General features: G+C 46.9%; 17 protein-coding genes. 11 read left to right on the forward strand and 6 right to left on the reverse strand.

Annotated elements, in window-relative coordinates; genetic code table 11:
• Nucleotides 1-617: 617 nt before the first annotated feature.
• From R3O62_RS13755 to R3O62_RS13780, 6 genes are all read right to left on the reverse strand, one after another.
• Nucleotides 618-1,829 carry a glycosyltransferase gene (locus R3O62_RS13755; RefSeq protein ID WP_217736833.1) on the reverse strand — a complete coding sequence of 404 codons (1,212 nt, stop codon included), beginning with the start codon at nucleotides 1,827-1,829 and terminating at the stop codon, nucleotides 618-620.
• A gap of 43 nt (nucleotides 1,830-1,872) precedes the next feature.
• On the reverse strand, nucleotides 1,873-2,763 hold the full coding sequence (locus R3O62_RS13760) for a glycosyltransferase family 2 protein (protein ID WP_032536123.1): 891 nt from the start codon (nucleotides 2,761-2,763) through the stop codon (nucleotides 1,873-1,875).
• 149 nt (nucleotides 2,764-2,912) lie between these two features.
• Nucleotides 2,913-4,262 (reverse strand): O-antigen ligase family protein, encoded by a 1,350-nt coding sequence (locus R3O62_RS13765; RefSeq protein WP_032536140.1) that lies wholly within the window; start codon nucleotides 4,260-4,262, stop codon nucleotides 2,913-2,915.
• Nucleotides 4,252-6,471, reverse strand: coding sequence for a GumC family protein (locus tag R3O62_RS13770; RefSeq protein WP_032536124.1), 2,220 nt, complete (start codon nucleotides 6,469-6,471; stop codon nucleotides 4,252-4,254). Before R3O62_RS13770 ends, R3O62_RS13765 begins: the two co-directional genes overlap by 11 nt.
• Before the next feature lie 13 nt (nucleotides 6,472-6,484).
• On the reverse strand, nucleotides 6,485-7,234 hold the full coding sequence (locus R3O62_RS13775) for a TolC family protein (protein WP_005820002.1): 750 nt from the start codon (nucleotides 7,232-7,234) through the stop codon (nucleotides 6,485-6,487).
• A gap of 135 nt (nucleotides 7,235-7,369) precedes the next feature.
• The gene (locus tag R3O62_RS13780; RefSeq protein ID WP_032536126.1) at nucleotides 7,370-8,587 is read right to left on the reverse strand and encodes a BamA/TamA family outer membrane protein; all 1,218 of its coding nucleotides are present in this window, start codon (nucleotides 8,585-8,587) and stop codon (nucleotides 7,370-7,372) included.
• 162 nt (nucleotides 8,588-8,749) lie between these two features.
• Between R3O62_RS13780 and R3O62_RS13785 the strand changes: the two genes are divergently transcribed.
• The 11 genes from R3O62_RS13785 to R3O62_RS13835 all read left to right on the forward strand — a co-directional run bounded on the left by R3O62_RS13785 (nucleotide 8,750) and on the right by R3O62_RS13835 (nucleotide 21,925).
• Entirely contained in the window at nucleotides 8,750-10,147 is a 1,398-nt protein-coding gene (locus R3O62_RS13785; RefSeq protein ID WP_032542417.1) for a C1 family peptidase, read from the forward strand.
• A gap of 545 nt (nucleotides 10,148-10,692) precedes the next feature.
• Nucleotides 10,693-12,045, forward strand: coding sequence for a Na(+)-translocating NADH-quinone reductase subunit A (locus R3O62_RS13790; RefSeq protein ID WP_220390001.1), 1,353 nt, complete (start codon nucleotides 10,693-10,695; stop codon nucleotides 12,043-12,045).
• Nucleotides 12,046-12,078: 33 nt separating this feature from the next.
• Nucleotides 12,079-13,257: an NADH:ubiquinone reductase (Na(+)-transporting) subunit B gene (locus R3O62_RS13795; RefSeq protein ID WP_005776987.1), complete on the forward strand. Its 1,179-nt coding sequence runs from the start codon at nucleotides 12,079-12,081 to the stop codon at nucleotides 13,255-13,257.
• A 14-nt stretch (nucleotides 13,258-13,271) separates the two neighbouring features.
• The gene (locus R3O62_RS13800) at nucleotides 13,272-13,949 is read left to right on the forward strand and encodes a Na(+)-translocating NADH-quinone reductase subunit C (RefSeq protein ID WP_005805370.1); all 678 of its coding nucleotides are present in this window, start codon (nucleotides 13,272-13,274) and stop codon (nucleotides 13,947-13,949) included.
• A gap of 16 nt (nucleotides 13,950-13,965) precedes the next feature.
• Nucleotides 13,966-14,598 carry an NADH:ubiquinone reductase (Na(+)-transporting) subunit D gene (locus R3O62_RS13805; RefSeq protein WP_005805372.1) on the forward strand — a complete coding sequence of 211 codons (633 nt, stop codon included), beginning with the start codon at nucleotides 13,966-13,968 and terminating at the stop codon, nucleotides 14,596-14,598.
• 28 nt (nucleotides 14,599-14,626) lie between these two features.
• Nucleotides 14,627-15,253: an NADH:ubiquinone reductase (Na(+)-transporting) subunit E gene (nqrE, locus tag R3O62_RS13810; protein WP_005776993.1), complete on the forward strand. Its 627-nt coding sequence runs from the start codon at nucleotides 14,627-14,629 to the stop codon at nucleotides 15,251-15,253.
• 22 nt (nucleotides 15,254-15,275) lie between these two features.
• Nucleotides 15,276-16,547 carry an NADH:ubiquinone reductase (Na(+)-transporting) subunit F gene (nqrF, locus tag R3O62_RS13815; RefSeq protein WP_032536127.1) on the forward strand — a complete coding sequence of 424 codons (1,272 nt, stop codon included), beginning with the start codon at nucleotides 15,276-15,278 and terminating at the stop codon, nucleotides 16,545-16,547.
• A gap of 90 nt (nucleotides 16,548-16,637) precedes the next feature.
• Complete coding sequence (locus R3O62_RS13820; RefSeq protein WP_317473024.1) at nucleotides 16,638-17,762, forward strand: BF3164 family lipoprotein; 1,125 nt, start codon at nucleotides 16,638-16,640, stop codon at nucleotides 17,760-17,762.
• Between the two features lie 19 nt (nucleotides 17,763-17,781).
• Nucleotides 17,782-19,101 carry a DEAD/DEAH box helicase gene (locus R3O62_RS13825; protein ID WP_022012704.1) on the forward strand — a complete coding sequence of 440 codons (1,320 nt, stop codon included), beginning with the start codon at nucleotides 17,782-17,784 and terminating at the stop codon, nucleotides 19,099-19,101.
• Nucleotides 19,102-19,843: 742 nt separating this feature from the next.
• Complete coding sequence (gene serC / locus R3O62_RS13830) at nucleotides 19,844-20,911, forward strand: 3-phosphoserine/phosphohydroxythreonine transaminase (protein WP_005776999.1); 1,068 nt, start codon at nucleotides 19,844-19,846, stop codon at nucleotides 20,909-20,911.
• A gap of 93 nt (nucleotides 20,912-21,004) precedes the next feature.
• Nucleotides 21,005-21,925 (forward strand): NAD(P)-dependent oxidoreductase, encoded by a 921-nt coding sequence (locus R3O62_RS13835; protein WP_005777001.1) that lies wholly within the window; start codon nucleotides 21,005-21,007, stop codon nucleotides 21,923-21,925.
• Nucleotides 21,926-21,934 lie beyond the last annotated feature (9 nt).

The raw sequence follows: 21,934 nt of genomic DNA on the forward strand, positions 1-21,934 counted from the left end.
GATGCAGTCTTTATAAATAGCTGATTGAAAGAGTATTGCGGGTGTGAAAGCATGCTGGCCTCCGTGTTGGTGTTTTGGAGGCTCTGGATGGTGGAAATGGAAGGTTCAAAAGGGAGTAAAAGAGGCTCTGTTTAACCTGGGTAGAGGGTGTGTTTCATCGGGAAAGCGCTGTGCTCTTTTGCACCGAAGTGCACCAATCTGCACCACTTTTTTGTATTCTCTGCTTCCAATGCTTAGCTTTGTCCGGTCGTTCCCCGAAAGGAAGGCATACTCTCAACTTTTTAAAATGAAATCTTATGAACATATTGACCGAAACTGTTTTGATTAAAAGATGGATCTTGATTCTCAAATCGGTGATTGCGTCTATTGCATCAACGATGAGCGTTTTTGAACAAGGAACGGTGAACGAGGAACAGAAGGAACTGCAAAACTCAGTGATAATTAACTATAGAGGCTTACAGAGTTTCGCAGAGGATGATTTATCACAGAAGCTCATAGAGTTCCAGTCTTTCGTTTATGGGTATCCAAAAGAAAATAAATTCTTTGTGTTCATCTGTGAAATTTGTGGCGAACTGAAACTCCGTGAAACTCAGTGTCACGGAGTGGTGATTTATCACTCACCCGTGTTCGGTATGTATGAATTTCTTGTTAGCTCCTTTGAGCCGGAACAGGTTAGCGATGGTTCCCAGTGCCAGCGAGGGTACTTGCATCAGTGCCTTCAGCAGTCTGCCGTTGAGCAGACGGGCGGGGACGGGAATGAACATGGCTGCCACCTGTGCTGCCGACAATATCCACCATTTGGGTGCCGCCTGCCAGCTCACCAGTGTGGCGAGCAGTGTCAGCCCGAAAACGGCCGTCAGTTGCACCAGGCGCGGGGGGAGCATCCATTGGACGATTTTATTGGTCAAATCCGGTTCCGGCCACCATCGCCACCATCCCGCATCCTCCTTGACGTCTCTTACGAAGCGCAGCGCCCTGAGCAGAATGCTGAATTGTGCTGCCATCCAGCGCCGGCGCTGATTCTTGATGTTCTCTTTCTTTTGCGTCTTCTCGTCGTAGACGGGCAGGTGATCCAAGTAGACGGTATGCATTTCGTACTCAATCAGCAGAAGCTCCAGCTCCTTATCTTCGCCCGCCGTTTTGAGTTGATCCACAGCCTCGTAATACCAGGAATACTGGAAAGCCATACCCGAACCCGCCAAGCCGGCGGACAATCCGAGGACATTGTGCCCTTTCCTGAAAAATCCGTTGTTGATTTCCTCGCTCACCCCGTCCAGCAGGGCGATGTCCGTATTCAGGTTTTTGCCTGTGCGGTGGGCTTGCATCGACTTTACTCCGGCAGAGTAGGCACGGTTTACTTCGGATAGGAAACCGGGGACGGTTACGTTGTCGGCATCCATTACCACGGCGATGTCATACATGTAAGCCAGCCGGTAGTCGCTTAGCCCGCTTGCCTTTCCGTCCTCCTGGATGGCACGGATGGCCAGCAGGAGAGCTTTGGCCTTGGAACTGTCTTCGTAGGTGGCTGTCAGTAGGCGGATGGGGAGCTGCCGAAGGGCTTCGTTGGTGGAGTCCTGCATGTGGTCGGAGATGACGTATACATCGTACATCTCTTTGGGGTAGTCCTGTTCAAGGAAAGAGCGTACGGAGTCGATGATGACTTTGTCTTCCTTGTAAGCGGGGAAGAATACGGCGATGCGGTGCAACTTGTCCGCTTCCGGATAGATGGGGGAACGATAGAATTTGGAAGCGATGGCATATACCAGCAGATAGCTGACGCAGAGCGCCAGCGGAATGAATAAAATCCAGTCGATCAAGGTTAGTATCATAAGTCTGATATTGGGTTATTGTTTAAACATTTATGCGGACGATTCAGCACAGCGTCCAGAAATCCTTCACTCCGCGCCAGACGGCCCCTGCTAACTTGGGCTGTCCTTTCAGGGCGAAGCGCAGGCTGTCTTTGGGGGCTACTACCAGCATCTGGTAAACGATGGACAGGCAACGTTCCATTCCCGACAGGTTGCGCCAGGCGTAAAGCATTCGGTTTCGCATCATGTAAAAAGCGCGAAGGGGGCTCTGCCTGCCGGTGCTTTGGCTCTCTTTATGGAAAACGGTGCAGCGCGGTTCGTACCAAAGCTGATAGCCGGCGCGCGTCATGCTGGTACACCAGTCCAGTTCTTCATAATAGAGGAAATAAATCTCCGGCATCAGCCCGGCTTTCCAGATGACCTCCCGTTTCAGCATCAGTGCGGCTCCATGAAGGTAGGCGCTGGGGCGGGGCGTGCTGAAAGTAGCATCGTCCGGACATCCCATACCCAAAGCCTTGTTGCGCATCGTATAGGGGCTCAACTTGGTGTAGCCGGCAAACTGGATGTTTTGCGGTGGGAAGGCGAAGCGGATCTTGGGTGATACGGCCCCGATGCGGGGGTTGCTCTCCAACCGTTCTATCAGGGCGGGCAACCCGTCTTCGGTCAGGTAAGTGTCATTGTTGATCAGGAACAGGTATTGTCCTTGCGCTATCTGTATCCCGAGGTTGTTGCCTCCCGCGAATCCGAGGTTCTTCTCGCTGCGGAGGGTACGCACAAAGGGGTATCGTTCCTGTATCATCCGGGCTTCATCTTGCCGGGACGCGTTGTCCACCACAATGATTTCGTAACTGACGGAGTGTATGGTAGTGCGTAGCGACTCTATCAGCTCACAAGTGTCATTCAAGCCGTTGTAGCAGATGGTGATAAAAGAGATGATAGGAGATGTTTGTTTCATTTATGTAACGGTTTTGAGTATTATTCACCACAGAGGACACAGAGAACACAGAGAATCTCTTTCTCTTAAACATCTTAATAAACAAGAGATTAAAACTCTGTGTCCTCCGTGTAATCTGTGGTGAATCGTATTCATTTCTATTTCAATTATTAATAAAATTCTTCTTGCTCTGTCTTATTTTTCTTCTTTTTCAGTTCCTCTTCTTCTTTCTGCATCACGGGATCGATATAAGGACCCGCTATGCAAAGGGCGAAACCGGTATAAACGATAATGGAGTTGGGATATTGCATCACATCATTTACATAGGCGGCAACGAAGAAACCGGCAGCCATACAAAGCCAGGCGGCCAACAAGCCTCTCAAGCGCTTGTTCATCACCTTAAACATCAATAGCCAGGAACACCAGGCAAAGAGTACTCCATGAACAAGCAGATAGAGCACCAGTCCTATGATTCCCGTTTCTACCCATACGCTCACCAACCACGAATCGGGCGGGTAGTGCATCAGCTCCCGGGGCTGAAAACGTGCTCCTTTCGACAGGCCGAGCCCGTAACCGATGGGTCTTACTGCCATCAATGCTTTCATGTTGTTCTTATTCTCAACCCTTACTTGATAGGACGCATCTTTGTTGGGGCGGAAGGCAGAGCGCATTTTGCGGACATACTGGTTGCTGTCTCCGATATTAGTGAAGTAAAAAAATGAAAAGACGGCAAACAGTGAAACGACTCCAAGCACAAATCCTTTCCAGTTTTTAGAGATTAAAACATACAGCAGGATTCCTCCCAACGGTACGCCTACGGCTGCCCGGGTACCCGAGATGCCAATGCAATAAAGAGCGCAAAGGGTGATGACACCGAAGTATATCTTCATCCACTTTTTACGGACGAAGAAGGCGGACAGGCCGAATGTGGTGGCGGCCATGGCTGCGTGGACTCCATAGTTGGCTGCATCGGAAAAGCAGGAAAAATAGCGGATGCCGGACCAGATGATATGGGTGCGATATCCGCCCAATACGTAAAGAAAATAGAGTTCCCGTTCGTTGAAGCCGTGATTTTTTTGCCAGTAACCTTTCAGGGTGGCTATTAAAACGAAAACAGACCAAATCAGCAGCAGAGCTTCTATCCCTTTATAGTTACGGATGGTCAGGGGCACTAAGAATGCGCAAAGCAACGGATAGAAAAAGTATTGGGTGATGGCTATGTTCCAGGCTTCCTGCACGTGGTTAGGATTGCCTATTTCGAACAGGCAATAGAGCCCCCATATCAGGATAAGTCCTGCCATTAAGTTTCTTCCCCGTTTCCAGTCTGTACTCCGGCTGCTGCATCTGCCTAAAGCAATCACACCCAATACGGTAACTATCGGAAGAGTGACCAGACCCATTTTGACAGACATGAACATCCCCATCAACATCAGTATCAACTGAGAGGCAAACAAAAGATAAAAAACGGGCTCGGATGTATCCGGATCCCGTTCTTTATAGATTTCTTCATCATTCGTCATCATCGTCATCCTGGAGATTGTCTTTGGAGGTTTTCTTGCTGCGGAGGCGGTATAGAGACCTTTCTGTCAGTGCGAGTTGAGAGATCCGATACATCTGTTTGCGCATCCAGGTATATGGCGGAAGCATACCGGTGTAAGTCTCTACTTCGTACTTCGGCGCGCGGTTGAGGTAGAAATAAGGAGGCTTTCCTATCTGTAACCTGAGCTTTTGGAGTAATACCTTGTCAGTCGCCTTCCAACCAAGGATAGCCGAAGCAATCAATAAGTTCAATTGAGCTTCTTGCAACAAGGGTGTCGGTATGTTTATTTGCTTCAGATTGCGGTATTCCACAATCACGATTTCTTCGGACTGAGGCGTATAGATGTCTTTCAGACTTTGGGATAATATGAAGCCGGGTGAACCGGAGTCGAAGTCAATCCCGTCGGTCAGCAGTCGTACTTTCAGGCCAAGCGATTCCCAATAGTTCTTAAGGCGCTCTGCCAAATAGGACTTGCCACTACCTTCTTCGGTACTGAGAAGATTGAGAATAAAAGGAAGCCCTTCTGCTCGTCCGGTAAAGAAACGTTGAATAGCGGTGCCCATATAACGGGTGGCCATATCCTCACATTGTTTATTGACGGGACCGGGCTTCATGGGAGCAGGATAGGAGCCCAGTACAATGCCGCCTGTCAACTTGCGCGTACGGGTCGTGTCACGCAGGGTGCGGTCAATCAGTTCTATCAATAGGAATACTGCCACTAAAAAGATAAAGGTGCCGACACATGCCATCGCTACAATTTTCCGGCGTCCTACAGATTCTTGATTGATCGGATAGGCAGGCGGATTGAGCACTTTCAGGATGGCGGCTGTCATCTCCAGATTCTTTTTGCGCAATAGGGCATCGTTATAGCTCTTTAAATTGGTCAGGTAGCTCTGTTCAGTAAAGTTGATGATGCGTTCTTTGCGCTTAATGGTGGTGCCCACCGGAGCAAAGTGAGTGTATTTTGCATTCAGGTCATTACGGCTTTTTTGTACGATTTTCAGTTCGGCCTTTGCTTTCTCAAAAAGCAGTAGTTGGTCGAGCCACTGTTCCACGATGGTGTTTCGGGCAACTCCTTCTTTGGAATGTTGTCCGTTCACGTATCGGCTGGCAATGCTTGACAATTCTTTCCGATTCTGCGCTAAGCGGTCTTTGTAGGCTTGGAGCTTGGTTCCGGTACTGTCACTTGGCGATGAAATTGTTTCCATCTCAGTGATTTTTCCGGTTAAATTGCTCGTCTGCTTTAGCTTATCCACTAACTGCACGTTATGGATCAGTAGCTTGGAGTTTGCATCCATCTGTCTCTCGAGTTCCATAAGCATCGCTTTCGAACTGTTGTAAGCAAACTCGACATCTTGTTCGCGCAATTCAAATTCTTTATTGATGGCAGCTATCTCTTTGGTCTCGTCATAATAATTGATAATCCGGTTGTCCACGTTATATTGAGTCAGATTATCTTCCTGTCCGGCAAGTTCTTTGCCGATGCGTTTCAATTCAGCTTCAAAGTATTCAATCACTTTATCGGTGCCTCCGTAACGGAGTGCCTGATATTCGTTGACAAATTCCTTCATCAGGATGTCAATCGTATTATAGGCAATGCCTGGATCACCGGACTGATAGCTGGTCTTGATTAAATCACTGTTTCCCTTACGTTCTACTTTGATCTTCTTCAGGGCTTGAAAGCTGTAAAATACATGCTGAAAATAAAACAATCCGTAAATGTAATTTTCTTTGTCCGGACGTTCATATTTCATGAAGTTCTCCATGGTCTTGTCTTCGCTGTTCCGATCAATCAAGGCAACCAGCGCTTTACCATCCTTGCTGTTCTTCATGTGATTGTAAGTATAATTATAGCTGGAGGCGGTGATTCCTTCGTTGTCTTTATCCGGCCTCCCTTTTACCAGGACGCGTGAGAAAAGACGTAGGGAGACACGCTTCAGGGTACTTTCCGATTGTAGGATATTGACCAGGTTGTCCATTGAGTTTTGAGCCAACGCCCAGTCTACTTTAGTCTCTTCTTCAATGCCATAGCCCGATACAACCCCTGTATAAAGAGTGGATTCCACATTGTAACCTCCCTGCATCCGTCCTATACGGAAATATACAAAAGCGGTAATAAGGGCCGTACCCAACAGGATCCACCATTTCACGCGATAGAGGGAACGGAGCAGATAAAATACATAGTCCATAATGTATAATTGTTTATTTTCTTAAAATAGGTGTACGGGTGATGACTTCCAGAATCATCAGGCTTTTGGTTACTTCAAACTTACTTTTTTCGAAAGCTTCTAATGCAGCGGATTGTCTTTGCTTCTCGACAGACAAATTTCCCGTGTCAATGATGTTGTTTACAAAATTCTTCTCGGCTACATCATACTGCATAGTTGCCAATTCCAAGGCTTCCGCCCGCAGTTTTAATACATTGAGTTGAGAGGTTGCGGTTGCGTACATTTCGATGATTTCCCGCTTCATCTCTTCAAACTTTACTTCCCGTTCCAAGGCAGCGGCTTTTACATTCAGCTTCTGGCGTTTAACGCGAGGAGACAGATCGAATAATTCGTCAAAGGGGATGTTGATAGCGCCACCTATCGTATACATGGTTTGTTTGGATGTATTGTAGTTGTACATGATGGGCGTAGATACATCAGTAAAGGTATTATCCATACCTACTTTTCCCCATTGATAAGTACCCCGGGCACTGAAGAACTTCAGGAACGCGCGTCTTTCCTTGGCCAGCAGTTTGCGCTCTATCTGCTCTTTTACACCGGCCAGTTCATAGATCGGTCCTCCTTTGGCATTTTCGAACAGAAGGTCGAGTGGGGGAAGGGAAATATTAGTATAGTCTTCCGTAGTCAGTTTAGAGTAATCGCTGGTTTCCTGCGCATATACAAGAGAAGCTGCACCAAATAAGAGTAGGGGTATACTAATGAATATGAATAGGATTCTTTTCATAAACGGGTATATTTATTTGTATATATTGTCTGTATGCTTGTGAAATCTGTGCAAATATAAGACAAATCTGCAACTAATGCCCTAAATATACCCCTTTTTTTTATAAATATAGCATTGAATTTGAATATAATTTATTTAAAATGCCTCGGTCATGTTGAAATAGAACAGGTTTTGTTTGTTCACCATGTTGCGTCCCAGGTCGAGACGGACGTTCATACGGGGCTGTACTTCTATGCGGAGACCCACGCCCATGTTGGGCAGAACACCCTCTATTTTTCCCGGATTGGGACCCATAAATCCGCATCCGGCCCAAGCCACATAGCCTACATGGCTGAGCATGCGTTTCACCCAGTTGCCCTTGTCCGTATTGATCATCTGGCGATATTCGGCCATGACGACGTGTGACGATTTATCGCGGTATTGCCCCATATAATATCCCCGAAGGTCGAACGGAGTGCCGCTTAGCGCGTATTTATTGAGCGGAACGTCGCCAAATACGTTTTTACTTTGGGCAGTCCATGCAAGCACACCGCGTTTGCGCAACGTTTTGTACTGGCGGTAGTCTATCTCCAAACGGTAGAAGTTGTTGTCGCTTCCCAGGAATTTTTGGTACATCATGCCTCGGAAGTCGAGATACATGCCGCGATAGGCATTGGCGGGTACGTCGCGTGTATCATAAGTCAGCAGGAAACCGACACCTGAACTGAAGTTCTTGTAGCCTTTCTCTGTGCCGCCGGCCGCTTTATAAGAGGGTTGGTCGACAAGGTATTTGGCCGGATCGTACATGTGGTCATAATTGAGGTCGACTTGCGGACCGGCAAAGAAGTTGCTTTCGCCCAGGCGGAACAGGAACCAAGGGTTGATCTGCAATCCGCTGTAACGATACTGGCTGGTGGTGTCGCTGCGCACATAATCCTTATTGGTGCTGTAACCGATGCCGTAAAAGTTTTCCTGTGTGTTTTTATAACTGAACTGTCCGAAAATACGGAAACGGTCGCCCTTAAAGAAAAGTTGCGGCTTGGAGAACAGGTTGAGTCCGCCATTGAACATCAGGGCAATGGCTACGGGCACTACAGAGCGCTGCTGGGTGGTGTCGCTGGGATTCATCCGGAAGGTCATCAACCCGCTGCCGCCAATCAGCAGACCGAAATCGGGAGTGTAGCTGGGACCTCCGAGAATATTGTAGTGAAGGTTACGGCGGGCCACCCGCTGACGTCGTAGTTCGCGCTTGGATAGGGCGGGAATGCTGTCTTGATTTGTCGTGTCAGTGCTGAGCGTAGTGCCTTCTTCTTGAGCCACAGTGAATGTGGCGGGCATGATCGCCATCAATATACCTATTATATATTTTTTCATTGCTTTGTACGAATATGGGTGCAAAGGAAACTATTTTATTTGGATTAGTTTTCATTCGAATAGATAATAAATCTAAATACTGTGACAAAAAATCCGGAAAAGGATGCTATTTTTGCAAAGAAAAAGGAGAAGGCTCCTTTACTAACCAAATTACTTTACCACATGAATAAACGAATATTATCTGTTTTTGTTCTGAGTGCCGCATTCTTAAGTGTGTATGCACAGCAGGACAAGGGAGGTATCAGCCCCGAAATGCTGAACCGGATTAAACAAAACTACCTGGGCACGACAACCGACAAGGCCATCCGTAACGCGATCGGTAACAACGATATCCGTAAGCTGGCTCTGAATCAGGACAACCTGAAGGGAATGGATACCCATTTTTCTATTAAAGTAGACTCAAAAGGAATTACAGACCAAAAATCGTCCGGTCGTTGCTGGCTGTTCACCGGCCTGAATGTGATGCGCGCCAAAGCCATTGCCCGGTACGGACTCGGATCGTTTGAGTTTTCTCAGAATTACAACTTCTTCTGGGATCAACTGGAGAAAGCGAATCTTTTCCTGCAAGGTGTCATCGACACCCGTGAGAAGCCGATGGACGACAAAATGGTGGAGTGGCTGTTCCGTAATCCGCTGAGTGACGGAGGTACGTTTACAGGTGTAGCCGACATCGTTTCTAAATATGGTCTGGTGCCCAAAGAGGTGATGCCTGAGACGAACAGCAGCGAGAATACATCACGTATGGCTGGGCTGATTGCTGAAAAATTGCGTGAATTTGGTCTGCAACTGCGTGATCAGGCTGCAAATGGAGACAAACTGCCTGCGCTTGAAAACAGTAAAACGGAAATGCTGGGCACCGTATACCGCATGCTGGTGCTGAATCTGGGGGTTCCGCCTACGGAGTTTACCTGGACGCGTAAAGATGAAAAAGGAAATCCGGTGGAGACTGCACAATACACACCGATGTCGTTCCTCGAAAAATACGGCGACAAGAATCTGCTGGACAATTACGTGATGCTGATGAACGATCCGAGCCGTGAATATTATAAGTGTTATGAAATCGACTTTGACCGTCACCGTTATGACGGACGCAACTGGACGTATGTTAACCTGCCGGCCGATGAAATCAAGGAGATGGCCATCGCTTCGCTGAAGGATAGTACGATGATGTATTTTTCGTGTGATGTAGGTAAATTCTTGAACTCGGAACGCGGGTTGCTGGATGTGAACAACTATGACTATGCTTCGTTGATGGGCACCACTTTCGGTATGGATAAGAAACAGCGTGTGCAGACATTTGCCAGTGGATCGAGCCATGCCATGACTCTGATGGCGGTAGACATTAAGGATGGCAAACCGGTGAAATGGATGGTGGAAAACAGTTGGGGAGCTGCCAATGGCTATCAGGGACACTTGATTATGACGGATCAGTGGTTCAACGAATATATGTTCCGCCTGGTGGTAGAAAAGAAATTCGCAACTCCCAAAGTGTTGGAAGTTCTGAAGCAGAAACCTGTTCGTTTGCCTGCCTGGGACCCGATGTTTGCTCCGGAAGAGTGAAATGAACGCTGACCGATGAACTCTGAATGATAAACGGTCAACAGGTTTGTGCCATAAGGTAGGTATTGCCTTCATTCTCCCCCGGTTTATAAGGGGAGCGTCCTTTGGGGGGAGAGGAGATTGAATACATATCTTTATATATCGATTGAAGGGTTCCAAACAATCGACGCTAAATAAAAAAGGGTGTAGCTGTCCTCCGCGGATGGCTACACCCTTTTGCTGTTGGGGCTACGTCCTTTCATCCATAGGGCTACACCCTTTTGCAACTAAGGCTACACCCTTCTTTCCGGATGGCTATGTCCCCCCATAATTTATACTTTCCGGCATCCCCTGTTCGTCGTCAATAATTCATTCAGCATAGCCTGTTCCTCGTTCTTTGTTGACCGTTCATCAGTGATAATTTTAGCCTTTTTAGTGTCTTTGTGATCGTTAACGATGCTAATTAAAGAAATATCTCCTTAATTCCTTTCACATTTCCTCTTTATTCACATTATTATTTATTACTTTTGCGGGCAAATTATGAAACCATTATTTTATATAATCACATGGCAAATGTAATAAAGTTACGTAAAGGCCTTGACATCAACCTGAAAGGAAAAGCTGCTGAAGAGCTCTCAACGGTGAAAGAACCGGGATTCTACGCACTCGTACCCGATGATTTCCCAGGAGTGACTCCGAAGGTGGTGGTGAAAGAACAGGAATATGTGATGGCCGGGGGACCCTTGTTTATCGACAAGAACCATCCTGAAGTTAAATTTGTTTCGCCCGTTAGCGGCGTTGTAACAAGCGTGGAGCGCGGTGCACGCCGTAAGGTGCTGAACATCGTGGTTGAAGCCGCTGCTGAGCAGGATTACGAAGAATTCGGCAAGAAGGACGTATCCAAACTCGACGGTGAGGCTGTGAAAGCTGCACTCTTGGAAGCTGGTATGTTTGCATTTATGAGACAGCGTCCGTATGACGTGATTGCCGATCCGACAGTCGCTCCGCGGGCTATTTTCATTTCTGCTTTCGACAGCAACCCGCTGGCACCCGATTTTGAGTTCGCTCTGAAAGGGGAAGAAGCTAATTTCCAGACTGGACTGGATGCCCTGGCTAAGATCGCCAAGACGTATCTCGGTATTAGCAGCAAACAAAAAACGACAGCCTTGACACAGGCTAAAAATGTCACGGTAACCGTATTTGACGGACCGAACCCTGCCGGAAATGTAGGGGTGCAAATCAATCATGTAGCTCCTGTGGTGAAAGGTGAAACCGTGTGGACCATCGGCGCAGAAGCTGTGATCTTCATCGGACGTCTGTTCAATTCCGGACGGGTGGATCTGACACGCACTGTAGCCGTTACAGGCTCTGAAGTCCTGAAACCGGCTTATTACAAACTGAAAGTAGGTGCATTGTTGACCAATGTGTTTGCCGGAAACGTGACAAAAGATAAGGAGTTGCGTTACATCAGCGGTAATGTGCTGACAGGCAAGCAGGTGAAACCAAACGGATTCCTCGGTGCTTTCGACAGTCAGTTGACCGTGATTCCCGAAGGCGACGACATCCACGAAATGTTGGGATGGATCATGCCCCGTTTCAATCAGTTCAGCGTGAACCGTTCGTATTTCAGCTGGTTGATGGGAAATAAGAAAGAGTATGTGCTCGATGCCCGTATCAAGGGAGGCGAACGCCATATGATCATGTCCGGCGAATACGACAAAGTGTTCCCGATGGACATTCTGCCTGAATTCCTGATTAAAGCAATCATTGCCGGAGACATCGACCGCATGGAAGCTCTGGGTATCTACGAAGTAGCGCCCGAAGACTTTGCTTTGTGTGAGTTTGTCGACTCTTCGAAACTGGAATTGCAACGCATCGTTCGTGCCGGACTCGATATGCTTCGTGCTGAAATGATGTAATTCATAACACATAATTTATATAATTCATAATTAATGAAAGCGTTAAGAAATTATCTCGATAAGATAAAGCCGAACTTTGAAGAGGGCGGCAAACTCCACGCGTTTCGTTCGGTGTTCGACGGTTTCGAAACATTCTTGTTCGTGCCAAACACCACTTCGAAATCGGGAGCGCACATCCACGACTCGATTGATAGCAAACGTATCATGTCGATTGTGGTTATTTCGTTGATACCGGCTTTACTGTTCGGTATGTACAACGTAGGTTACCAGCATTTCACTCACACCGGAGCTCAGGGTGGTTTCATCGAAATGTTCATTTACGGTTTCCTGGCCATACTGCCTAAGATTATCGTATCTTATGTAGTGGGTCTGGGCATCGAGTTTGTCGTAGCACAGTGGAAGAAAGAAGAAATTCAGGAAGGTTTCCTCGTTTCGGGTATCCTGATTCCGATGATCGTACCGGTGGACTGTCCGTTGTGGATTCTGGCGGTAGCTACTGCATTTGCTGTTATCTTCGCCAAAGAAGTATTCGGCGGTACAGGTATGAACGTGTTCAATGTTGCGCTCGTTACCCGTGCTTTCCTGTTCTTCGCATATCCTACCAAGATGTCGGGTGACGCCGTTTGGGTGGCGCAAGACAGTATCTTCGGACTGGGTAATACGGTAGATGGACTGACAGCGGCCACTTCGTTGGGTGTAGCATCTACTGCTACCGATCCGAACGGGTTCCCGGCTTTCTCCTGGGACATGGTGACCGGTCTGATTCCGGGTTCTATCGGTGAAACCAGTGTGATTGCTATTCTGATTGGTGCTGCTATCCTGTTGTGGACAGGTATCGCAAGCTGGAAAACGATGCTTTCCGTATTCGTAGGTGGTGCTTTCATGGGTTGGATTTTCAATGCTGTAGGTCCGGACACTGCCATGGCTCACATGCCTTGGTACGAACACCTCGTGCTGGGTGGTTTCTGCTTCGGTGCCGTATTTATGGCTACCGATCCTGTGACTTCTGCACGTACGGAGACCGGTAAGTATATCTTCGGATTCCTGATCGGTGCGATGGCCATCATCATTCGTGTGCTGAACCCCGGTTATCCCGAAGGTATGATGCTCGCTATCCTGCTGATGAACATCTTCGCTCCGCTGATTGACTACTGTGTGGTTCAGAGCAACATCAAACTGCGTGAAAAACGCGCTATTAAGTCTAACAATTAAACCGAACAAGAAAGATGAATACAAATAGTAATTCTTATACTATCATTTATGCTTCGGTAATGGTTGTTATCGTGGCATTCCTGCTCGCATTCGTCAGCTCTTCACTGAAAGCGATTCAGAACAAGAATCAGGAGCTGGATACGAAGAAGCAAATTCTGGCTGCTTTGAACATCAGAGATGTGAAAGACGCCGATGCTGAATATAATAAATATGTAAAGGGTGACATGCTGATGAACGTAGATGGCACTCTGACAGAAAATACGGATGGTTTCTCTATCAGCTACGAAAAAGAAGCAAAGGAGAACAATCGTTTGCACGTTTTCGTATGTGAGGTAGACGGAGAGACCAAGTATGTGGTACCGGTTTATGGCGCCGGCCTTTGGGGCGCTATCTGGGGATATGTGGCTTTAAATGCTGATAAGGACACTGTTTATGGTGTTTATTTCTCGCATGCCAGCGAAACTCCGGGCTTGGGTGCCGAAATTGCGACAACCGCTTTCCAGGGTGAATTCTCGGGCAAGAAGGTGTTGAAAGACGGACAGGTTGCACTGGCTGTAGAGAAAAACGGAAAGGTGACAGACCCTGCTTATCAGGTGGACGGTATTTCGGGTGGTACAATCACTTCGAAAGGTGTGGACGCCATGATCAAAGCTTGTCTGAGCCAGTACGATAAATTTTTAACTAATAATTAAGGAGGAACGATAGAATATGAGCCAATTATTTTCTAAAAAGAATAAAGAAGTATTCGCTACTCCGCTGGGATTGAATAACCCGGTAACCGTGCAGGTGCTCGGTATCTGTTCGGCGCTGGCTGTAACGGCCAAACTGGAACCGGCTATCGTGATGGGTCTTTCGGTAACTGTGATTACGGCCTTTGCAAACGTCGTTATCTCTTTGCTGCGTAAGACGATTCCTAACCGTATCCGTATCATCGTACAGTTGGTGGTAGTAGCTGCGTTGGTAACTATAGTAAGTGAGGTGCTGAAGGCATTTGCATACGACGTAAGCGTACAGCTTTCGGTATATGTAGGTCTGATCATTACAAACTGTATCCTGATGGGACGTCTGGAAGCATTTGCCATGGCAAACGGCCCGTGGGAGTCATTCCTCGACGGTGTGGGTAATGGTCTGGGATATGCCAAGATTCTGATTATCGTGGCTTTCTTCCGCGAATTGCTCGGATCGGGCACGTTGCTCAACTTCCGTATTATCCCTGAGGCATTCTACAAGATGGGCTATATCAACAATGGTTTGATGTTGATGCCGCCGATGGCACTGATCATCTGTGCTTGTATCATCTGGTATCAGCGCAGCCGTTGCAAAGAACTCCAGGAAAAGTAATACAACCTAAGAAAGTAAAAGAAAAATTATGGAACAATTATTAAGTTTATTCGTCCGCTCCATCTTTGTGGACAACATGATATTCGCCTTCTTCCTGGGTATGTGTTCATATCTGGCTGTGTCGAAGAATGTGAAAACTGCTGTAGGACTGGGTATCGCCGTAACTTTTGTTTTGATCGTTACGTTGCCGGTCAACTACTTGCTTCAGACAAAGGTGCTGGCTGCCAATGCTATCATTGAAGGTGTTGACCTCAGCTTCCTGAGTTTTATTCTCTTTATTGCCGTTATTGCCGGTATCGTGCAGTTGGTAGAAATGGTAGTGGAACGATTCAGCCCTTCGCTCTACGCTTCATTGGGTATCTTCCTGCCGCTGATCGCCGTTAACTGTGCCATCATGGGTGCCTCACTGTTCATGCAGCAGAGAATCACGATGGATCCGTCGAACCCGCAGGCCATCACCGGTGTAGGTAGTGCTGTGGTATACGCGCTCGGTTCCGGTATCGGTTGGTTACTGGCTATCGTCGGTCTGGCTGCTATCCGCGAAAAGATGGCCTACTCTGATGTTCCCGCTCCGCTGAAAGGTCTGGGCATTACGTTTATCACGGTAGGACTGATGGCTATGGCCTTTATGTGTTTCTCTGGATTGAAGTTATAACTAAAGTAAAAAGAATAAAACAATGACGTCTTTAATATTAGCAAGTATCGGAGTCTTCCTTGTGGTGATCATCCTGCTTGTCATTATACTGCTCGTTGCGAAGAGCTATCTTTCTCCTTCGGGCGAGGTTACGATTACGATGAATGGAGAGCAACAACTGAAAACATCTCAGGGTGGTACACTGCTGGGTACGTTGTCTGCCAACAATGTGTTCCTTTCATCGGCTTGTGGTGGTAAGGGTTCGTGCGGACAGTGCCGTTGCCAGGTGCTCGAAGGCGGTGGCGAGATTTTGCCTACCGAAACCGGTTTCTTCTCTCGTAAAGAACAGGCCGATCACTGGCGCCTCGGTTGCCAGGTAAAGGTGAAACAGGATATGTCTATCAAGATCGACGAGTCTATCCTGGGTGTGAAAGAGTGGGAGTGCGAGGTGATCTCGAACAAGAACGTGGCAACGTTTATCAAAGAGTTTATCGTGGCTCTGCCTCCGGGCGAACACATGGACTTCGTGCCGGGTTCGTATGCTCAGATCAAGATTCCTACTTTCTCAATGGATTATGATAAGGATATCGATAAGAACCTGATTGGTGACGAATATCTTCCGGCATGGGAGAAATTCGGTCTGCTGGGCTTGAAGTGCCGCAATGACGAGCCGACTATCCGTGCTTACTCTATGGCCAACTATCCGGCTGAAGGTGACCGCATCATGCTGACTGTACGTATCGCTACTCCTCCTTTCAAACCGAAAGACCAGGGACCGGGCTTTATGGATGTGATGCCGGGTATCGCTTCTTCTTACATCTTCACGCTGAAGCCGGGTGACAAGGTGACCATGAGTGGCCCTTACGGTGACTTCCACCCGATCCTCGACTCGAAGAACGAAATGATGTGGATTGGTGGTGGTGCAGGTATGGCTCCGTTGCGTGCTCAGATTATGCACCTGACGAAGACACTGCATATCACTGACCGTACGATGAACTACTTCTACGGTGCCCGTGCACTGAACGAGGTGTTCTATCTGGAAGACTTCCTGCAGATTGAAAAAGATTTCCCGAACTTCAAGTTCCACTTGGCACTCGACCGTCCGGACCCTGCAGCAGACGCAGCCGGCGTGAAGTATACAGCAGGTTTCGTACACAACGTGATTTACGAAACTTACCTGAAGAACCATGAAGCTCCGGAAGACATTGAATATTACATGTGTGGTCCTGGCCCGATGAGCAAGGCTGTTGAGAAGATGCTCGACGATCTTGGTGTTCCGGCTAAGAACCTGATGTTTGATAACTTCGGTGGATAATCCTTCGGGAATTATAATAAAGAAACTGCTTTCGGCTGTCCGGAAGCAGTTTTTTTTTATCTTTGTGTCATCGTTAAAATTGAAACAGCTATGAAAAACAGAGTTGTCAGTTCAGTTTGTTTCGTTCTATTGGGCGTGAACTTACTATCGTGTGGCGGAAGACAGAAAAGTGCAGCCGGAGACGGAGTACAGGTGCAGGACAGTGTCATTGCCCAAGCAATGGAGAAGGATATCGTTTCTTTAGCTCCACTGGAGACGGGCGAGGTCTTTCTGAAAGATCAGGATCCGTTTGGGGAAGTTATCGAACTGAAGGGGCGGCAGATCGTTGAGCCCGATACTTTTATATTCAAGACGTCCGGAGACAGGATGTTACTCTGCTCGGACAGTATTTTGGTGCAGAAAAATTATAGGGCACCTTACTTTGTTTTCCATTATCCGGCCATGACCTACATAAAGACTGTGGGGGTAAAGGGTAACGGACCGGATGAGTTTGTTTCTCCGGAGGTGGTGCCTTTGGTTGAAAAGGAAGCATTATGCTGTCTGTATGAAAGAAGTAATGGAAAGATATACCGGTTGGATAAGGAACTGAACCAAACGTATCTCTATACGTTATTTCCTACAGAAAAACGGGGAGTAAACGATTTGCAAGAGATTGGCAAGGATGAATTTGTTTATCAGTCAGGACGCTATATACGTACAATCAAGGTGGAGGGTGATTCATTGAAAGAAGAAAAACGCTATCCATTGACATTGAGGTCCGCTCGAAAATCACCGGTTTTGGGATCTTTGGCTGCCAATCCGCGGAGAAACCGGATGGTTTATGCTTATAAATACTTCAAGATAGTGAAGTTCATGAATATGAAAGGTGATAGTGTCCGGACTCTGAACTTCCAGCAAAAAGGTTTTGATGATGAAACTTTAAACATTGCTGATGGATTGGATGCGAACGTAACGCATTATATGCAGGTGTCTCCGACGAGAGATTATGTGTATATTTCCTATTCGGGACGTACGCCTTATGCAGTGGGCAGTGACATTGGTAAAGGAAATCGCTATATGCACGTAGAGCAATACGATTGGAATGGCAATCCGGTCCGAAAGTATAAGTTGGATAATTTCAGCATTTCTATGATGGTGGACGGACGGTTGAACCGCCTGATGCTGATTACTTATTATAATGATGACCCTTACTTTATATATCAATTAAAGGATTAAACAAGAGAAAGAAGAAACAATGAATGGATTGAAGGAGATACTCGATAGGTTGAAAATAGAACAGCTCAATCCGATGCAGGAAGCATCTATTGAGGCATTTAATAAAGGTGGCGAAGACCTGATATTGCTTTCGCCCACAGGTTCGGGCAAGACCCTTGCTTTCTTGTTACCGTTGGTCGGTAGTCTGAGGGCTGATGTGAAAGGAGTACAAGCTGTGGTGCTGGTGCCTTCGCGCGAGTTGGCGTTGCAGATAGAGCAGGTGTTCAAGGCGATGGGAACCGAGTTCAAGGCAATGAGTTGTTATGGCGGACGTCCGGCAATGGAAGAGCATCGGACGATGAAAGGAATGCAGCCGGAGGTTATCATCGGTACGCCCGGCCGTATGAACGACCATCTCTCCAAGCAGAACTTCGATGCAAGCACAGTGGCCCTGTTGGTGATCGATGAATTTGATAAATGCCTGGAGTTTGGTTTTCAGGAAGAGATGGCAACGGTTATCGGACAGTTGCCCGACTTGAAACGGCGTTTTCTGACTTCGGCAACAGATGCGGAAGAGATTCCGCAATTTACAGGACTGAACCGTACGATAAAGCTTGATTTCCTGACAAACGATGTGGAGGAATCACGTTTGCGGTTGATGAAGGTGGTTTCGCCTGCTAAAGATAAGATAGAAACCCTCTATAAGTTGCTTTGTACGTTGGGAAGCAGTTCGAGTATTGTTTTCTGTAACCACAGGGATGCGGTGGACCGTGTGAGTGCCTTGCTAACGGAAAAAGGAGTTTCCAATGAACGCTTTCATGGAGGTATGGAGCAACCGGATCGGGAACGGGCACTGTATAAGTTCCGTAATGGCAGCTGTCCGGTGCTGGTGTCTACAGACTTGGCTGCCCGCGGACTTGATATCCCGGAGGTGGAGCATATCATCCATTATCATATCCCGGTGAATGAAGAAGCTTTTACTCATCGTAACGGACGTACTGCCCGCTGGGATGCGACGGGTACTTCTTATCTGATATTGAATCCGGAGGAACGCGTGCCGGATTATATACCTTCGGAACTCGATATCTTTGACTTACCGGAGAACGCGCCCCGTCCGTCTAAACCTCAGTGGATAACTATTTATATAGGTAAAGGGAAGAAGGACAAATTGAGTAAGATCGATATTGCCGGATTCCTCTATAAGAAAGGAAATCTGGCGCGTGAAGACGTTGGAGCAATCGATGTGAAGGACCATTATGCTTTTGTAGCCGTGCGGCGGTCTAAGGTCAAGCAATTGCTGACGCTTATACGCGGTGAGAAGATCAAAGGGATGAAGACGGTGATTGAAGAGGCGGATTAAAACGGATTTATTTGATAGAGGGGGCACGGCACCACCGATTTCACCGATTACTTTTAGTTTTATTGCTGATAAGGTAAATCATCAATCTGTGTCAATCTGTGAATTTAGTGGTGAGATCGCAAGAAACATTCACCGCAGATTACATCGATTACTTTTAGTTTTATTGCTGATAAGGTAAATCATCAATCTGTGTTAATCCGTGAATTCAGTGGTGAGATTGCAAGAAACATTCACCGCATATTACACCGATTACTTTTAGTTTTATTGCTGATAAGGTAAATCATCAATCTGTGTCAATCTGTGAAATCTGTGGTGAAACAGCTTTTCGGATCCCGGCTCTTCCTTCCCTACATCCCGGCGCTCCGGGCACTGTACCCCGGCGCTCCGAACATTGTACCCCGGCGCTCCGAACATTGTACCCTGGCGCTCCGGTTGTCCGCCCCCGGTTCTTTACGGTCTTTGCCTCTTCTTCTTATAAATATTCACTTTTTAGTCACTCTCTCTTTCATTTCAAAATAGATAGCCTTGTAATAATATCAGTTTGAACTTTTTTCTACCATCTTGGCATGTATAGATAACAAAATGGTGTATAATTCCTGCATAAACCATTAAAAAGTAAGATAAATGCCCTCTGAGATTGTAATTTTATAGAGAAACGTTTGTTGAGAGGAAATAAATTCGTAAATTCGCCATGTCAGTAGACATAAAATAACGAAATTGTATAACCAAAAACACTCATCAAATGAAAAAGCATAATTTCAGTGCAGGCCCTTCCATTCTCCCTCGCGAAGTAATAGAAGAAACAGCGAAAGCTATTCTCGATTTCAACGGTTCAGGTCTTTCTGTTTTGGAAGTCAGCCACCGAGGCAAAGATTTTCAGGCAGTCATGGACGAAGCCGTAGCTTTGTTTAAGGAAATACTTAATATTCCCGAAGGGTATTCGGTACTTTTTTTGGGCGGTGGTGCCAGTATGCAGTTCTGTATGGTACCTTACAACTTCCTTGAAAAGAAAGCTGCTTACCTGAACACCGGTGTTTGGGCGAAGAAAGCGATGAAAGAAGCGAAAGGGTTTGGCGAAGTGGTTGAGGTAGCTTCTTCGGCTGACGCAAACTATACGTTTATCCCTAAAGACTTTACCATACCTGCTGATGCAGACTATTTCCATGTGACAACCAACAACACGATTTATGGTACAGAGTTGAAGGGAGATCTCGATTCACCGATTCCGATGGTTGCCGATATGTCATCTGATATTTTCTCTCGTCCGGTAGATGTTTCGAAGTACATCTGTATCTATGGTGGTGCACAGAAGAATCTGGCTCCGTCCGGTGTCACTTTTGTTATCGTAAAGGACGATGCAGTGGGCAAAGTGTCACGTTACATCCCGAGTATGTTGAATTACAAAACCCATATTGACGGCGGATCTATGTTTAATACACCTCCCGTATTGCCTATATATTCTGCGATGCAGACTTTGCGCTGGATCAAAGCTCAGGGTGGCGTGAAAGAGATGGATCGCCGGGCTACCGAAAAGGCAGATATGCTGTATGCCGAGATAGACCGCAACAAGATGTTTGTGGGAACGGCTGCTAAAGAGGACCGCTCACGCATGAATATCTGTTTCGTAATGGCACCGGAATACAAAGATCTTGAAGCCGATTTCCTGAAATTCGCTACGGACAAAGGTATGTCCGGCATTAAAGGACACCGTTCTGTAGGTGGTTTCCGTGCATCTTGTTATAATGCGATGCCGAAGGAAAGTGTACAGGCGCTGATTGACTGCATGCAGGAATTTGAGAAACTTCATTAATAATGTGATTTCACCACAGAGTGCCATAATTGAAGAAGAAAGACAAATCTGTGTCCCTCTGTGGTGAATTATCCCCAAAACATAACAAAGGAAATGAAAGTACTTGTTGCAACCGAAAAACCATTTGCCAAAATTGCCGTAGATGGTATAAAGAAAGAAATAGAAGGAGCCGGATTCGAATTGGCTCTGCTTGAGAAATATACAGATAAGGCTCAATTACTTGATGCGGTGAAAGATGCGAATGCCATTATCATTCGCAGCGATATCATCGATGCGGAAGTGCTTGAGGCTGCGAAGGAATTGAAAATAGTAGTCCGTGCAGGTGCCGGATATGACAATGTGGACTTAAACGCCGCTACCGCACACGGTGTGTGCGTAATGAACACTCCGGGGCAGAATTCGAATGCCGTGGCCGAATTGGTGTTCGGGCTGCTCGTTTATGCCGTCCGCAATTTCTATAATGGAACGTCGGGTACGGAACTGATGGGAAAGAAACTGGGTATCCACGCTTATGGCAATGTGGGACGCAATGTGGCACGTATTGCCAAAGGATTCGGCATGGAGCTTTACGCTTACGATGCTTTCTGCCCGAAAGATGTGATTGAAAAAGATGGAGTGAAAGCCGTCGACTCGGCCGAAGAACTTTACAAAATTTGTAATATCGTCTCACTGCATATTCCGGCTACAGCCGAAACAAAGAATTCCATTAACCGTGATTTACTGAAGAATATGCCGAAAGGAGCTATTTTGGTCAATACGGCCCGTAAAGAGGTGATCAATGAGGATGAACTGATTCAGCTGATGGAAGAACGTCCGGACTTTAAATACATCACCGATATTATGCCTGCTGCCAATGCGAAGTTTACCGAACTCTTTGCCGGACGTTATTTCTCAACACCGAAGAAGATGGGTGCTCAGACTGCCGAGGCAAATATCAATGCAGGTATTGCTGCGGCGAAACAGATTGTAGGCTTCCTGAAAGAGGGTTGCGAAAAATTTAGAGTGAACAAATAATCCCCAGTT

The sequence above is a fragment of the Bacteroides hominis genome, from assembly GCF_033042785.2.
Taxonomy (GTDB): Bacteria; Bacteroidota; Bacteroidia; order Bacteroidales; family Bacteroidaceae; genus Bacteroides; species Bacteroides hominis.

What these genes read in the sequence shown, in the direction of transcription:
- R3O62_RS13755 (WP_217736833.1), bottom strand. Translation starts at nt 1,829, where the DNA reads ATGATACTAACCTTGATCGACTGGATTTTATTCATTCCGCTGGCGCTC.
- R3O62_RS13760 (WP_032536123.1), bottom strand. Translation starts at nt 2,763, where the DNA reads ATGAAACAAACATCTCCTATCATCTCTTTTATCACCATCTGCTACAAC.
- R3O62_RS13765 (WP_032536140.1), bottom strand. Translation starts at nt 4,262, where the DNA reads ATGACGAATGATGAAGAAATCTATAAAGAACGGGATCCGGATACATCC.
- R3O62_RS13770 (WP_032536124.1), bottom strand. Translation starts at nt 6,471, where the DNA reads ATGGACTATGTATTTTATCTGCTCCGTTCCCTCTATCGCGTGAAATGG.
- R3O62_RS13775 (WP_005820002.1), bottom strand. Translation starts at nt 7,234, where the DNA reads ATGAAAAGAATCCTATTCATATTCATTAGTATACCCCTACTCTTATTT.
- R3O62_RS13780 (WP_032536126.1), bottom strand. Translation starts at nt 8,587, where the DNA reads ATGAAAAAATATATAATAGGTATATTGATGGCGATCATGCCCGCCACA.
- R3O62_RS13785 (WP_032542417.1), top strand. Translation starts at nt 8,750, where the DNA reads ATGAATAAACGAATATTATCTGTTTTTGTTCTGAGTGCCGCATTCTTA.
- R3O62_RS13790 (WP_220390001.1), top strand. Translation starts at nt 10,693, where the DNA reads ATGGCAAATGTAATAAAGTTACGTAAAGGCCTTGACATCAACCTGAAA.
- R3O62_RS13795 (WP_005776987.1), top strand. Translation starts at nt 12,079, where the DNA reads ATGAAAGCGTTAAGAAATTATCTCGATAAGATAAAGCCGAACTTTGAA.
- R3O62_RS13800 (WP_005805370.1), top strand. Translation starts at nt 13,272, where the DNA reads ATGAATACAAATAGTAATTCTTATACTATCATTTATGCTTCGGTAATG.
- R3O62_RS13805 (WP_005805372.1), top strand. Translation starts at nt 13,966, where the DNA reads ATGAGCCAATTATTTTCTAAAAAGAATAAAGAAGTATTCGCTACTCCG.
- nqrE (WP_005776993.1), top strand. Translation starts at nt 14,627, where the DNA reads ATGGAACAATTATTAAGTTTATTCGTCCGCTCCATCTTTGTGGACAAC.
- nqrF (WP_032536127.1), top strand. Translation starts at nt 15,276, where the DNA reads ATGACGTCTTTAATATTAGCAAGTATCGGAGTCTTCCTTGTGGTGATC.
- R3O62_RS13820 (WP_317473024.1), top strand. Translation starts at nt 16,638, where the DNA reads ATGAAAAACAGAGTTGTCAGTTCAGTTTGTTTCGTTCTATTGGGCGTG.
- R3O62_RS13825 (WP_022012704.1), top strand. Translation starts at nt 17,782, where the DNA reads ATGAATGGATTGAAGGAGATACTCGATAGGTTGAAAATAGAACAGCTC.
- serC (WP_005776999.1), top strand. Translation starts at nt 19,844, where the DNA reads ATGAAAAAGCATAATTTCAGTGCAGGCCCTTCCATTCTCCCTCGCGAA.
- R3O62_RS13835 (WP_005777001.1), top strand. Translation starts at nt 21,005, where the DNA reads ATGAAAGTACTTGTTGCAACCGAAAAACCATTTGCCAAAATTGCCGTA.